Consider the following 13,867-nt stretch of genomic DNA (forward strand, 5'->3'; position numbering starts at 1 on the left):
CAGGGCAAAGTTGATCGGGACGGGGAAGGTCGCACGGGAGACGGCTCCAACAGCATGTGGGGCGGACGCTTCGCAGCTGGTCCGGCTTCGGTCATGCGCGAGATAAATGCCTCCATCCCGTTCGACAAGCGATTGTGGAGGCAGGACATCGCCGGGTCCAAGGCGCACGTGGCGATGCTGGCCAAACAGGGCATCGTCGAAGGCGAGGACGCGCAGGCGATTACCGAAGGGCTGAACCGCATCGCCGCCGAGTATGAAGCGAATGGCGTACCGGTTAACCTGGACCTTGAAGACATCCATATGGTGACCGAGTCCCGGCTGGCCGAACTGATCGGCCCGGCCGCTGGACGGCTGCATACGGCGCGGTCGCGCAATGACCAGGTGGCGACCGATTTCCGCCTGTGGGTGCGCGACGCCATTGATGAGGTGGCAGCGGGGCTTGAGGCGCTGCAACAAGCGCTGCTCGCCCGCGCGGAGGAACATGCCGACACGGTGATGCCGGGCTTCACCCACCTTCAGTCCGCGCAGCCGGTGACGCTGGGCCATCACCTGATGGCTTATTATGAGATGATCCGCCGTGATCGCAGCCGCTTTGCCGATGCGCGCGCGCGGTTGAACGAATGTCCGCTGGGCGCGGCGGCGCTGGCCGGGACGGGTTTCCCGATCGATCGCCAGGCGACGGCGGCGGCGCTGGGCTTTGCCAAGCCGACCGACAATAGCCTCGACAGCGTCAGCGACCGTGACTTCGCGCTCGATTATCTGATGGCGGCGACGCAATGCAGCCTTCATTTGTCGCGGCTGGCGGAAGAATTCATCATTTGGGCGAGTCAGCCCTTCGGCTTCGTGAAGCTGCCCGACGCCTATTCGACCGGCAGCTCGATCATGCCGCAAAAGCGCAATCCTGACGCCGCCGAACTGGTGCGCGGCCATGCCGGGCGGATCATGGGGTGCATGACGGCGCTTTGCGTCACGATGAAGGGCCTGCCGCTCGCTTATTCGAAGGACATGCAGGACGACAAGCCGCCGGTGTTCGAGGCGCATGATTTGCTGGGTCTGTCGATCGCGGCGATGACCGGGATGATCGAGACGGTGACGTTCCGCACCGATCGGATGCGCGGCCTTGCCGAAAGCGGCTTTGCCACCGCCACCGACTTGGCCGACTGGCTGGTCCGCGAAGCCAATGTGCCGTTCCGCGAGGCGCATCATATCACCGGCCGCGCCGTCGCGGCGGCGGAGAGCGCGGGCACGCCGCTCGCCGACCTGCCGATCGAGACGCTGAAAGCGATTGACGCCCGCATCGATGAGCGCATCTATGCGGTGCTGACGGTCGATGCGTCGGTCGCGAGCCGCAAAAGCCATGGCGGCACCGCGCCCGATCAGGTGCGCGCGCGGATCACCCAGGCGCGGAAGGAACAGGCATGAGGATCGCCATCAGCCGGAACATCGCTTTCGCCCTGCTGGCGCTTGGGGTTGCCGCCTGTGGCGGACGTCAGCCGTTAAAGCCGGTCGCAGGGCAGAAAATGCCTGCGGTGCCGGTCGGCGCGGTGGCTGCCCCCACCGCGCAGCAGCTCATGACCCCATCCATGCAGTCGCGGCCCGAGCGGAGCGTCGACATCCTCTCGCAGTCGGAGGAGCGCAAGGATGATCCGTTCAACCTGCCGCCCGAAAACCAGCCCTGACAAGATTCGCTAGGACAAAAGAGCCTTGGACCATTTCGACTATGTGAACGGCGCCATGCATGTGGAGCAGGTGCCGATGGCGGACATCGCGCAGGCGGTCGGCACGCCGGTCTATATCTATTCGACCGCTACCCTGACGCGCCACGTCAATGTCTTTCGAGAGGCCCTGTCGCGGCTGGACGATCCGCTGATCGCCTTTGCGGTGAAGGCCAATCCCAATGGCGCGGTGCTGGCGACGCTGGCGAAGCTGGGGCTGGGCGCTGACGTGGTTTCGGGGGGTGAGCTGCTGCGCGCGATCGCGGCGGGCATTCCGGCCAATCGCATCGTCTTTTCCGGCGTCGGCAAGACCGCCGAAGAGATGAGGCTGGCGCTGGAGCATGGCATTTTCCAGTTTAATCTGGAGAGCGAGCCGGAAGCCGAGATGCTGTCGGAAGTTGCGGTGTCCATGGGCAGACAAGCCCCGGTCGCCTATCGGATCAACCCCGATGTGGATGCGGGGACGCACGCCAAGATTTCGACCGGCAAGTCGGAAAACAAGTTCGGCATCCCCTACACCCATGCGCTGGAAAGCTACGCCGCTGCCCGTGACCTGCCGGGATTGGATGTGCAAGGCGTCGCCGTCCATATCGGCAGCCAGCTGACCGATCTTGCCCCACTTGAGGCGGCCTTCACGAAGGTCGGCGTCCTGATCGAAAAGCTGCGCGCCGCTGGGCATGCTATCCGCACCGCCGATTTGGGCGGCGGACTGGGCGTCCCCTACGACCCATCGCTCCCGATTCCGCCGCTGCCGGCTGTCTATGGCGAGATGGTGACGCGGGTCACGCAGGGCTGGAACGTCCGCCTGATGTTCGAGCCGGGTCGGGTCATCGTCGGCAATGCAGGTGCGCTGCTGTCGCGGGTGGTGCGCGTCAAGCAGGGCGCGCAGGCACCGTTCGTGATCGTCGATGCGGCGATGAACGACCTGATGCGGCCCAGCCTCTATGATGCCTGGCATGATATTCGCGCCGTTGATCCTTCGGGCGCGCGGGAGACCGCCAATGTGGTGGGGCCGGTCTGCGAAACGGGCGATACCTTCGCCATGCACCGTGACATGGACGTGGTGCAGGCAGGCGATCTCGTCGCCTTCATGACGGCGGGCGCTTATGGCGCGACCATGGCGGGCACCTATAACAGCCGTCCGCTGACGCCCGAGGTGCTGGTGTCCGGAAACAAATGGGCCGTGGTCCGCGCGCGTCCGCCGATCGAGGCGCTGATCGAGGCGGACAGCATTCCCGACTGGGTGCAGGGCTGATGCAAAGCCTGCCCGTCTTTCTGGTGTTGAAGGGCAGGCCGGTTATCCTGACGGGCAGCGGTGAGGCTGTGGAGGCCAAGCGGCGGTTGCTGGAACGGGCGGGCGCGCGCGTCGTCGGGGAGGTTGAGGACGCAGCCATCGCGATCGTTGCCGATGGCGATGATGCGACGGTTGCGCGGCTTAAGACGCGGGGCGTGCTGGTTAACGCGACCGACCGGCCGGAGCTTTGCGATTTCACCCTGCCTGCCATCATTGATCGCGATCCCGTGCTGATCGCCATCGGCACTGGCGGGGCTTCGGCGGGGCTGGCAAAGGCGCTGCGCCAGCGGATCGAGGCAATATTGCCGCAAAAGCTGGGCAGGCTTGCCACCGCGTTGCACGCTGCCCGAGACGCCATCCGCGCACGCTGGCCCGATGCCAGCGCTCGCCGCCGCGCAATTGATGCCGGGCTGTCGGCTGGCGGTCTGATTGACCCGCTGGGCGAGGATTCCGCTGACGAGGTGCCCCGCTGGCTGGCGGAGCAGGGCGATGCGGAACCCTCCCGTCTTGTCGCACTGCGCCTGCTGTCGGGCGATCCCGATGACCTGACGCTCCGCGCGGCGCGCCTGCTCGGGGAGGCCGATCGCATCTATCATAGGCCCGACGTGCCCGCCGCGATCCTGGACCGTGCCCGCGCCGACGCTGTGCGCATCCCCGCCACCATGCCGCCGGATACACCGGGCGAAGGGCTCTCGCTCTGGCTGGAGATGCCGCAATGAGCCGGGTGTTCGTCAATGAAGGCGGCCATGCCCGCGAAATCTCGCTCGATGATTTTTGCGCGCAGGCCGACCATGCTCCTTTCAGCTGGATTCATGCCGATGGCTGGCGGGAGGATGCCCAAAGCATCGTCTCGCGCTGCGACCATATGCCGCAGGCGGCTCTGTCGGCGCTGTTGGCGCAGGAAACCCGGCCGCGTTGCACGGTGATGGCGCATGGTGCGCTCATCAACCTGCGCGGTCTGGGGGCGGACGCCGAGGCAAGCGGCGACCCGCTGGTGTCGATCCGTCTGTGGGCCGAACATGCGCGGGTGATCACCGTCAGCTACCGCCCGCTCGCGGCGATGGAGGCGGTGGTGAAGCAGATGCTGGCCGGAGAGATTCGCGATCCGGGCGACCTTATCGCCGCCTTTGCGCAGGAAATCACTGAAGCGCTTGATCCGGAAGTCGCGCAACTGGGCGATGATCTGGACGAGATCGAAAGCGCGCTGAGCGACAATGGCGCGGCCGAGGTGCGGCGGCAGGTGTCGGAAATCCGGGCGTCGGCGATAAGCTATCGCCGTTTCATCTCACCGCAGCGGCAGGCGCTTGAAAGATTGTCAGCGGCGGATGCGCCCTGGCTTCACCCCGATGATCGGCTGCATTTGCAGGAAGCGGCGGACCGCTGCGCCCGCATGGCGGAGGAGCTGGAGGCGGTGCGCGAGCGATCGGCGCTAGCGCATGAAGAGCTGACGGACCTGCGCGCGGAACAGATGAACCGGCAGGCGTTGATCATATCGGTAGTGGCGCTGGTTTTCCTGCCGCTCACCTTTCTGACCGGGCTGCTCGGCATGAACGTCAACGGCATTCCCTTTGCCCATGAAGCCTGGGCCTTTTGGGGCGTGGTAGGGGTCTGCGTCGCCATGGCGATCGGGATTGGCGGCTGGTTCACCGCGACTCGCTGGTTGAAGCGCTGAAACCCTGATCGTTTCAGGGGCGGGCAGCGTTCAGCCGGGCGATTTCATCATTCAACGCCTGGATCGATGAGACCAGCCGCGCCCGATCGACCTGCATTTCCTCAAGCGCGTCGCGCGTCTCGCCCAGTTCCACCGCGCGTCGCGCAATGCGGGCGTCGAGTTCGGCATTGTGCCGGGTGAGGGCGTTCACCTCATCGGCGCGCTGGCACAAATGGCGGAGCCGCGCGTCCAGCACATCGAAGTCGAAAGGCTTGGTGACATAATCGTCCGCACCTGCTTCCAAAGCCTCCACGACGCTGTCGTTATCCTGCTTGCCCGCGATCATCACGAAACTCGCCTGACCGGCAAGGCCAGCGGCACGGATTTTCTTCATGGTGGCTATGCCCGGCAGGATCGCCAGTCCCATGTCGATCAGGATGATGTCCACCGACCGGCTGAGAAGGCGGTTCAGCGCCACGAAGCCATTTTCGGCCAGCACCACGTCATAATGGAGATGGGAAAGGCGACGCGCGATCACGGCGCGGGCCGTGTCGTCTTCCTCGATCAGCAAAAGCCTGCGGCGACGGAGCGGGCGAGCGCTCTTCGCCTTGTCGCTGTCGGTATTGAGCGTCCTCGCAGCGGATTTGAAAAACTGCATGGCGTGCGTCTCCTCACACGCCTTGATCTAGGATAAGTGCGCAAAGAAATGGTTAATGCGATCTTGCCTGTGAAGGTGCTTCCGCTTCGGGCGCATAGGCGCGCAGGAAGCAATCGACCGCAAAAGCCACATCGGCCTCCACTTGCTCGGGCGTGGGCGGCTGACCATTGCCCCAGATCATCTGCTGGTGACTGCCCGACAAGGTGAGCACAATCAGCGTCCGCGCCGCAAGCTGGGCATCGGCGCGGCGCAATTGGCCCCGCTCCATCGCCCCCTCCAAAAAGCGGGCCAGCAGATTGCGCGTATATAAGGGCGCAAGTTCCAGGAAAATCTCGCCCATTTTGGGAAAGCGGCTCGACTCCGCCGCCACCAGCCGATGCAGGGCGATCGCGTCTGGTGACGTCACCTTGCGCAGCAGATCATGACTGAAGCGCAGGAGCGTTTGATCAAGTGGACCACCCGTGTCCAGAAGCTGGGCGAGGCTGGAATGATAGGTTTCCGTCGCGTCGCGCAGGACGGCGGCGAACAATTCCTCCTTGCCGGGGAAATAGCTCCACAAGGTGCCCTTCGACCCACCCAGCTCGGCGGCGATGGAGGACATGGTGGTCGCGGCATAGCCATTTTCCAGGAATGACCGGCGGGCGACCGCGACGATCGCATCACGGCGATCGCGCCTGTTTGCTTCGCGGCGGGATAGGGAGGCAAGGTCTGCAGGGGCGCTCATAAAGGCGTACCATATAGTACGATTATCTTGTTGACAAGGCCGTGCAGCAGGCGCAAAGGCGGTTTTCATACCACATGGTACAGTTTCTTATGTCCCTAAATCGTCTCATTAATTCCGCGCATGCCGGGTTTCTGCCGATCGCGATCTTGGCGCTTTCCGCCTGCGCGGCCGTGCCAGATCTCGGCAAGGCGCCCGCGCCCCGGACAGCCTCCAGCATCGCGGCGTCGGAAACGCTGGGGCAGGGCGACGCGCTATGGCCAGCCGATGGATGGTGGAAAAGCTATGGCGACTCGCAACTCGACGCGTTGATGGAGGAGGGACTTGCCGCCTCCCCCGACATCGCTGCCGCTTCCGCGCGTTTCCGCCAAGCATCCGCCGCCGCGCAGCAGGCCGGAGCCCCGCTGCTCCCGTCGGTTGATCTTACCGGATCGGCCGCCGCGACGAAGCAGAGCTATAATATGGGCTTCCCCAAGGACTTCGTGCCCAAAGGTTGGCTGGGCACGGGGAAAGTCGCGCTCGACCTGAACTTCGACCTTGATCTCTGGGGCCGGAACCGGGCCGCGCTGGCTGCCGCCACATCGGAGGCGGAGGCTGCCAGCATCGATGCGCAGCAGGCGCGTCTGATGCTGACGACGGGCATCGCCGATGCTTATGCCGACCTGGCCCGCCTGTTCGACCAACGAGCTATCCAGCAACGCGCGCTGGACATCCGATCCGCCAGCCAGAAACTGGTGACGGAGCGGCAGCGCAACGGGCTGGAAACGCGGGGCAGCGTGCGGCAAGCCGATGCGACCGTGTCCGCCGCCCGCGCCGTGCTGGCGGGCATCGACCAATCCATCGCCGTCCGTCGGCATCAGATCGCGGCGCTGATCGGCGCAGGCCCTGATCGCGGCCTTGCCATCACGCAGCCGCATCTGGGCAAGGTCGCGGATTTGGGCCTGCCCGCCGATGTCACCACCAACCTGGTGGCACGCCGCCCCGATGTCGCCGCCGCGCTTGCCCGCACGGAAGCCGCTGCCAAGCGCATCAAGGTCGCCCGCGCCGACTTCTTCCCGGCCATCAGCCTCAGCGCCCTCGTCGGGGTACAGTCACTCGGCTACAATACTTCCTTCCTTGACCCCTCGACGTCGGGTCCCCGCTCTTTCCTCGACACCTTGTTCAGCAAGGATTCGCTGTTCGGCAATGTCGGACCAGCGATCAGCCTTCCCATCTTCCATGGCGGGGAACTGCGTGGCCGCTATCGTGGCGCGCGGGCGACCTTCGACGAAGCCGTCGCCAATTATGACAAGACCGTCCTTGGCGCCTATCGCGACGTGGCCGACGCGGTCACCGGCCGCCGGATATTGGGTCAGCGGCTGACCGAGGCCCGCGCCGGGCTGGCCGCGTCGGAGGAGGCCTATGCCATAGCGCAGAAGCGCTACCGGGGCGGCCTTTTCACCTTCCTCGACGTGCTGAATGTCGAGGACCAGCTGCTTTCCGCCCGCCAATCCGTCGCGGAGCTTGAAGCGCTGACCTTTTCCACTGACATTGCCCTCATTCGCGCGCTCGGCGGCGGCTTCGCTGCCAGCGGCACATCGTCCAAGGACCTGCCCAATGGCTGATGCAGCCCCCGAATTCACCGCCGATACCGGCAGCGCCGACAAGAGCGCGCGGATGGAGCAGCGCAAGAAATGGCTGGTCCGCCTTGCCATCGCCGTGTTCGTCATCGGCGCGATCTATGCCCTTTGGTATCTGCTGATCGGCCGCAATCATGTCGGCACCGACAATGCCTATGTGAATGCCGAGATCGCGCAGGTGACGCCGCTTATCTCCGCGCAGGCCGTTGAAGTGCGGGTGACCGACACGCAGGCGGTGAAGCGCGGCGACATATTGGTGCGGCTCGATCCCACCAACGCCCGCATCGCCGTTGCGCAGGCGGAGGCCGACCTTGCCGAGGCGCGCCGCCGCTTCCGCCAGACCGCCGCGACCAGTTCGTCGCTCGCTGCCCAGGTTCAGGCGCGGGGCGCCGACATCACGCAGGCGGGCGCGCAGCTCGCCGCCGCTCAGGCCGATTATGACAAGGCGCGCGTCGATCTTCAGCGGCGCGAGGCACTGGCGCCCGAAGGCGCCGTCTCGGGCGAAGAAGTCACCAGCGCGCGCAAGGCATTTGCCGCTGCCCGTGCGGGCCTTGAACAGGCGCGCGCAGGCGTGGCGACGGCACGCGCGACTCAGGGTGCGGCGGAAGGACAGCTTGCCGCCAATGATGCTCTGGTCAGTGGATCGACGGTCGAAACGGACCCCGCTGTCCTCGCCGCCAAGGCGAAGCTGGAAAATGCCCGGCTCGACCTTGGCCGCACGATCATCCGCGCGCCGATAGATGGCGTGGTGACGCGCCGTCAGGTGCAGGTCGGCCAGCGCGTGGCGCAGGGCAGCCCGATCATGAGCATCGTCCCGCTCAGCCAAGTCTATGTCGATGCCAATTTCAAGGAACGGCAGCTGCGCCGCGTACGCGTCGGCATGCCCGCCACGGTCGTTGCGGACATCTACGGCGGCGACGTCGTCTATCATGGCAAGGTCATCGGCTTTTCGGGCGGCACCGGATCGTCCATGGCGCTGATCCCCGCGCAAAACGCGACCGGCAACTGGATCAAGGTGGTTCAGCGCCTGCCCGTGCGCATCGCGCTTGATCCTAAGGAACTCGCAGCGCATCCGCTGCGCGTGGGCCTCTCTACCGAGGTCGAGATCGACCTTTCGGGCGCCTGAGGAACCACGCGGTGACGGAGGCTGCGGAAAGATTTTTCATGGACCCCCGGCGGCGGATGCTGGCCGGGTTCGTGCTGGCGCTCAGCAATTTCATGGTCGTGCTCGACCTGACGATCGCGAACGTGTCGGTGCCGCACATCGCCGGAAATTTGGGCATCACGCCTGACCAGGGCACCTGGATCATCACATCCTATGCCGTGGCGGAGGCGATCTGCGTGCCGCTGACCGGCTGGCTTGCCCAGCGGTTCGGCACGGTGCGCCTGTTCATCTGGGGCATGATCGGCTTCGGGCTCTTCTCGCTTCTCTGCGGCCTTTCGACGACGCTCGGCATGATCGTCGCCTGCCGTATCGGACAGGGGCTGTGCGGCGGCCCGCTGATGCCGATGTCGCAAACCCTGTTGATGCGCATCTTTCCCGCCGAACAACGGGCGAAAGTGATGGGCCTGTGGGCCATGACCACGCTCGCTGGCCCAGCGGTGGGGCCGATCATCGGCGGCTATATCAGCGACAATTGGAGCTGGCACTGGATCTTCTTCATCAACCTGCCGATCGCGGTGATGTGCGTATTCTCCGCTATGGTGCTGCTGCGCCCTGCCGAAACGGAACGGCATAAGCTCCCCATCGACTTTATCGGCCTCGCTTTGCTCATATTCTGGATCGGCTGCCTCCAGATCATGCTCGACACCGGCCGCGACCACGACTGGTTCGGCGATCCGATGATCGTCGCGCTGGCCGTGATGGCCGGGATCGGCTTCCTCGTCTTCATCATCTGGGAACTGACGGAGGAGCATCCGATCGTCGATCTGCGGGTGTTCCGCCATATCGGCTTCACATCGGGCGTGCTGACATTGTCGCTATGCTTCGGCGCCTATTTCGCCGGGATCGTCATCATCCCGCAATGGCTTCAGATGTCCATGGGCTACCCCGCCTATTCGGCAGGGTTCGTCACCGCCTTCACGGCGATGACCGCGATCATCGCCGCACCCTTTGCGGGCCGCGCGGTCGGCAAGATCGACGTGCGCCTGCTGATATCGGGTTCTGTGATCTGGATGGGCATGGTCACCATGTGGCGATCGGGCTGGACCAGCACGGCCGACTTCTGGACTTTGGCCATGCCGCAGGTCGTGCAGGGCTTTGCCATGCCCTTCTTCATGATCCCTCTGACCACCCTGACGCTGGGATCGGTGCGGCCGGAAGAGACCGCGTCGGCGGCGGGCATGCAAAGCTTCCTGCGCACGCTGGCGGTCGCGATATCCACCTCCATCGTCCTCACCGGCTGGGGCAATGGCCAGCGAACCGCGCGCAATGAAATGGTGTCGGCACTTGATCCGGGCGTCGGATCGCAGCTCGCGGGTTCCGGGCTGTCGGCTCAGCAGACGCCGCAGATGATCGCCAATCTGGTCGATCAGCAAGCGACCATATTGTCGATGAACCATGTCTTCTTCGTGGCGGCACTGGTCCTGTTCCTTGCGGGCGCGCTGGTCTGGTTCGCGCCCAAGCCCACCGGTCGGGTGGACATGTCGGCGGCGCATTAGAGCAAGCCTATTTCCCGGTCGATGCCGATGGCGCGCAGGAACGCCGCGTCATGGCTCACCACGATCAGCGCGCCGTCATAACCGCGCAGGCCCTGTTCGATCGCCGCGATGCTGTCGAGGTCGAGATGATTGGTCGGCTCGTCCAGCATCAGCAGCGGCGGCAAGGTGGCACCTCCCAGCACGCAAGCCAGCCCGGCGCGCAACAACTGCCCGCCGCTAAGGCTACCCGCCTGCTGCAACGCCAGATCCGCCCGAAAGCGAAAGCGCGCCAGCGCCGCCCGCACTTCATTATGCGTCGCGCTTGGGTGCAAGCGGGCGAAATTATCCGCGATGCTGGCGCGTGGATCGAGCAGTTCCACCTTCTGGTCCAGCAGCGCGCAGGCCGCCGGCCGCTCGACCTTCCCCGCCAAGGGAGGCAGACTGCCCGCGATCACATGCAACAGCATTGATTTGCCCGCGCCATTAGGCCCGGTGATCGCGATCCGTTCCGGCCCGTTGACGCTCAGGGTCAGCTCCCGGAGCACCGGCGCGCTGGTATCATGACCTGCCGTAACATGGTCCAGCGTAACGATTCTCTGCCCCGCCTGAACAGCGGTGGAGGGCAGGGCGACGGTCAGGCTCTCGACCACCTCGATCCGCTGCCGTGCCGTCTCTGCCGCCAGCGTTGCTTCGCGGCGCAGACGCTCCGCCAGCCGCGCCGCTTCGCCACCTGAACCCTCGGCCCGATCCTTTCTCAAACCGATCAATATGCGCGGCATGTCGCCCTTGGCCCCCTTGCGCGCTCCGGCGGCGTCGCGCCGCTGCTTGCGTTCGGCCGCGACCTGCGTCCGCTTGGCGATCTCCTTCCGATGCCGTTCGGCATGGGCCAAGTCCTGCTCTGCCGCCGCAAGCTCGACCGCCTTGCGCTCCTGCCATGAAGAGAAGTTGCCGCCATGACGGCTAATGCCCAGCGTGGTCAGCTCGGCGATCGCCTCCATCTCCTCCAGAAGCGCCCGATCATGGCTGACCACGATCGCACCCGCCCGCCAGCGCCCCAGCAAAGCGATCAGCGCCGCGCGCCCCTCCGCGTCCAGATTATTGGTCGGCTCGTCGAGCAGCAGGAAGTCGGGCCGGGCAAAGATCGCTCCGGCCAGCGCCGCCCGCGTCCGCTGACCGCCGGACAATTGGGCGAGCGGTGTATCGGGTTCTACGCTCAGCCCAACTTCCGCCAATGCTTCCTCGATCCGCGAAGGCAGCGTCCAGTCGCATGCTTCCAGTTCGGCCATGTCCGCATCGCCCCGCTCGGCCTTGGAGAGCAGCGCCATAGCCTCCCGAACACCGAACAAATCCGCGATCGTCTCGCCCGGCTCGACCTGCACCGTCTGCCGCAGGTCGGCCACCGTCCCGTCCAGCTGAACACTGCCGCCGCTGGGCTTCAGTCTGCCGGAAACAAGCGCAAGCAGCGTCGATTTGCCGACGCCATTGCGTCCGACAAGTCCAATCCGCTCGGAAGTGAAACGAAAATCAAGGTCGCTAAGGACGGATGTCCCGTCAGGCGCGGACCAGCTGATATGAGAGAGAGTAATCGCAGGCATGGACAAAAAACTTCCTGAAAGCAGAGCGTTGGGGCTTCGCGATCAGTTGCAGGTCCATGATGATTATCCTCCGAAAACTGGCCTGTGCTAATATAGCAGGCACCTTCCGCTGGCAACCGGCGGCTTCTGCCCCGATTGACGCGGCGCAGCATCGCCGTCACTGAAGGGCCAAAAGGGCTGGGTCCAAATGCGAATCGTCATCATCGATGACAGCGGCCTGCGCGCGACGGTTCTCGAAGAAGGACTGCGCGAGGCGGGTTATGACGATATCCACATCGTCCCCCCGCGCGGCGGCTTCGTCGCGCGGCTCGAACGCATGGCGCCCGACGTCGTGCTGATGGATTTGGGCAGCCCCAGCCGCGACACGCTGGAGGAAATGCTCACGGTCAGCCGCGCACTGGCCACCCCGATCGCCATGTTCGTCGATCAGTCGGATGAATCCATGATCGGCGCGGCGATCGACGCGGGTGTTTCGGCCTATGTCGTCGATGGCCTGCGCAAGGAGCGGGTAAAGCCGGTGCTGGAACTGGCCGTGCGCCGCTTCAACGCCTTCGCCCGACTCCAGACCGAACTGGACGAGGCGCGGACGCAGCTTTCCGACCGCAAGATCATCGACCGCGCCAAATCCATTCTGATGAGCCAGCGCGGCATCAACGAACCGGACGCCTATGCGCTGTTGCGGTCGAGCGCGATGAATCAGGGGAAAAAGATCGTGGATGTCGCCCAGGCACTGATCACCGCGAGCGACCTGTTGGGAGGGGGCCTATGACGATATCCTTGCGCATCGCCTATTTGCCGCTGACCGATTCCGCCGTGCTGGCGGTGGCGCGGGAAAAGGGTTTCGCGGAGGAGGAGGGGATCGCCCTCGATCTCGTCCGCACGGTCAGCTGGGCGACGTTGCGCGACCGGCTGATCTTCGGTCAGGTGCAGGCCGCGCACATGCTGGCGCCGCTCGCCATCGCGGTGACGCTGGGTTTGAGCCAACAGCCCGCGCCGCTGTCGGCGCCCTATAAGCTCAACGTCAATGGCAACATGCTGGTGATGGCGCGCGAGTTCGCGCAGGCGCTCGACCCTGACGTCGCCGCACGGCTCGACGATCCGCTTGGCACCGCCCATGACTTCGCCGCCGCCATCGGCCTGTGGAAACGCAAGCCGGTGATCGGCGTCGTCCACCGCTTTTCCAGTCACGCGATTATGCTGCGCTACTGGCTGGCGAGTGCGGGCGTCGATCCGGATCGCGACGTGTTGTTGCGCGTGGTGCCGCCTTCGCTGACGGTTGAGGCCCTGCGCGGGGGCGAAATTGACGGTTTCATCGCTGGCGAACCCTGGGGCAGCGCGGCTGTCGAAGCGGGCCTTGCTGAAGCTGTCGCCATTGGCGAGCGAATCTGGCGGCGCGGCGTGGAAAAGGTGCTGGCCTTCCGCACCCCCTGGCTGGAGGAAAATCCGCAGACCGTAGACGCGCTGATCCGCGCGCTGGTCCGTTCCGCCGCATGGTGCGATGACCCGGCCAATCATGAGGCGCTCGCGCATCTCCTGTCGCAACCGCATTTCGTCGATCAGCCCGCCGACCTCATCCTGCGCGCACTGTCGGGCCGCATCACCGCACGACCGGACATGCCACCGCTCGACATGCCCGACTTCATGCTCTTCTCTCGCGAAGCGACGCCTTTTCCCTGGCGTAGTCAGGCGCTCTGGCTCTATTCGCAACTCGCCCGCTGGAAGATGGTGGATCATACGCCTGAAAACGCGGCCAAGGCCGGATCGGTATTCCGCCCCGACATCTTCCGCCGCGCGCTGGCCGACAGCAATGTGGCGATTCCCGGCGCCAGCATGAAGGTGGAGGGTGCCGTCGCGTCCCCCTTGGCCGTGGGCTCCAAGCGCGGCGAATTGACGCTCGGCCCCGACCGTTTCTTCGACGGCCGCACATTCGACCCCGAACATATCGAGGATTTTCTGAAGAGTTTCTAACGCGTG

Annotated in this window: 13 protein-coding genes; 10 read left to right on the forward strand and 3 right to left on the reverse strand. The window is 65.1% G+C overall.

All coding sequences use genetic code 11. The features are described 5' to 3' along the window. Positions 1 to 54: 54 nt before the first annotated feature. Genes argH through ACZ5TH_RS00425 form a run of 5 tightly spaced genes read left to right on the forward strand, consistent with a single transcriptional unit; the run spans position 55 to position 4,681 of the window. The gene (gene argH / locus ACZ5TH_RS00405) at positions 55 to 1,422 is read left to right on the forward strand and encodes an argininosuccinate lyase (RefSeq protein ID WP_464794224.1); all 1,368 of its coding nucleotides are present in this window, start codon (positions 55 to 57) and stop codon (positions 1,420 to 1,422) included. Continuing rightward, positions 1,419 to 1,679, forward strand: a complete 261-nt coding sequence (locus ACZ5TH_RS00410) for a hypothetical protein (protein ID WP_449471088.1) — start codon at positions 1,419 to 1,421, stop codon at positions 1,677 to 1,679. The genes argH and ACZ5TH_RS00410 overlap by 4 nt, the downstream gene beginning before the upstream one ends. A 25-nt stretch (positions 1,680 to 1,704) precedes the next feature. After that, complete coding sequence (gene lysA / locus ACZ5TH_RS00415; protein WP_464794225.1) at positions 1,705 to 2,970, forward strand: diaminopimelate decarboxylase; 1,266 nt, start codon at positions 1,705 to 1,707, stop codon at positions 2,968 to 2,970. Next, positions 2,970 to 3,728, forward strand: coding sequence for a precorrin-2 dehydrogenase/sirohydrochlorin ferrochelatase family protein (locus ACZ5TH_RS00420; protein ID WP_464794226.1), 759 nt, complete (start codon positions 2,970 to 2,972; stop codon positions 3,726 to 3,728). The genes lysA and ACZ5TH_RS00420 overlap by 1 nt, the downstream gene beginning before the upstream one ends. Next, a complete protein-coding gene (locus ACZ5TH_RS00425; RefSeq protein ID WP_464794227.1) occupies positions 3,725 to 4,681 on the forward strand; it encodes a zinc transporter ZntB in 957 nt (318 codons plus the stop codon). The genes ACZ5TH_RS00420 and ACZ5TH_RS00425 overlap by 4 nt, the downstream gene beginning before the upstream one ends. 13 nt (positions 4,682 to 4,694) lie before the next feature. On the opposite strand, the gene ACZ5TH_RS00430 is transcribed toward ACZ5TH_RS00425, so the two are convergent. Then, a complete protein-coding gene (locus tag ACZ5TH_RS00430) occupies positions 4,695 to 5,318 on the reverse strand; it encodes a response regulator transcription factor (RefSeq protein ID WP_464794228.1) in 624 nt (207 codons plus the stop codon). Between the two features lie 52 nt (positions 5,319 to 5,370). After that, positions 5,371 to 6,042 carry a TetR/AcrR family transcriptional regulator gene (locus ACZ5TH_RS00435; RefSeq protein ID WP_464794229.1) on the reverse strand — a complete coding sequence of 224 codons (672 nt, stop codon included), beginning with the start codon at positions 6,040 to 6,042 and terminating at the stop codon, positions 5,371 to 5,373. Between the two features lie 89 nt (positions 6,043 to 6,131). Here ACZ5TH_RS00435 and ACZ5TH_RS00440 point away from each other — a divergent pair, with 89 nt between their 5' ends. Genes ACZ5TH_RS00440 through ACZ5TH_RS00450 form a run of 3 tightly spaced genes read left to right on the forward strand, consistent with a single transcriptional unit; the run spans position 6,132 to position 10,319 of the window. Next, positions 6,132 to 7,643, forward strand: coding sequence for an efflux transporter outer membrane subunit (locus tag ACZ5TH_RS00440; protein ID WP_464794230.1), 1,512 nt, complete (start codon positions 6,132 to 6,134; stop codon positions 7,641 to 7,643). Beyond that, positions 7,636 to 8,784, forward strand: coding sequence for an EmrA/EmrK family multidrug efflux transporter periplasmic adaptor subunit (locus ACZ5TH_RS00445; RefSeq protein ID WP_464794231.1), 1,149 nt, complete (start codon positions 7,636 to 7,638; stop codon positions 8,782 to 8,784). Before ACZ5TH_RS00440 ends, ACZ5TH_RS00445 begins: the two co-directional genes overlap by 8 nt. Positions 8,785 to 8,822: 38 nt before the next feature. Next, entirely contained in the window at positions 8,823 to 10,319 is a 1,497-nt protein-coding gene (locus tag ACZ5TH_RS00450) for a DHA2 family efflux MFS transporter permease subunit (protein WP_464795122.1), read from the forward strand. On the opposite strand, the gene ACZ5TH_RS00455 is transcribed toward ACZ5TH_RS00450, so the two are convergent. Further along, entirely contained in the window at positions 10,316 to 11,893 is a 1,578-nt protein-coding gene (locus ACZ5TH_RS00455; RefSeq protein ID WP_464794232.1) for an ABC-F family ATP-binding cassette domain-containing protein, read from the reverse strand. The genes ACZ5TH_RS00450 and ACZ5TH_RS00455 overlap by 4 nt on opposite strands. Positions 11,894 to 12,080: 187 nt before the next feature. On the opposite strand from ACZ5TH_RS00455, the gene ACZ5TH_RS00460 reads away from it, so the two are divergent. Next, positions 12,081 to 12,662, forward strand: coding sequence for an ANTAR domain-containing response regulator (locus tag ACZ5TH_RS00460; protein ID WP_464794233.1), 582 nt, complete (start codon positions 12,081 to 12,083; stop codon positions 12,660 to 12,662). After that, positions 12,659 to 13,861: a CmpA/NrtA family ABC transporter substrate-binding protein gene (locus tag ACZ5TH_RS00465; RefSeq protein ID WP_464794234.1), complete on the forward strand. Its 1,203-nt coding sequence runs from the start codon at positions 12,659 to 12,661 to the stop codon at positions 13,859 to 13,861. The genes ACZ5TH_RS00460 and ACZ5TH_RS00465 overlap by 4 nt, the downstream gene beginning before the upstream one ends. The last annotated feature ends 6 nt before the right edge of the window (positions 13,862 to 13,867 follow it).

This window comes from Sphingobium sp. TomTYG73 (genome assembly GCF_055394245.1).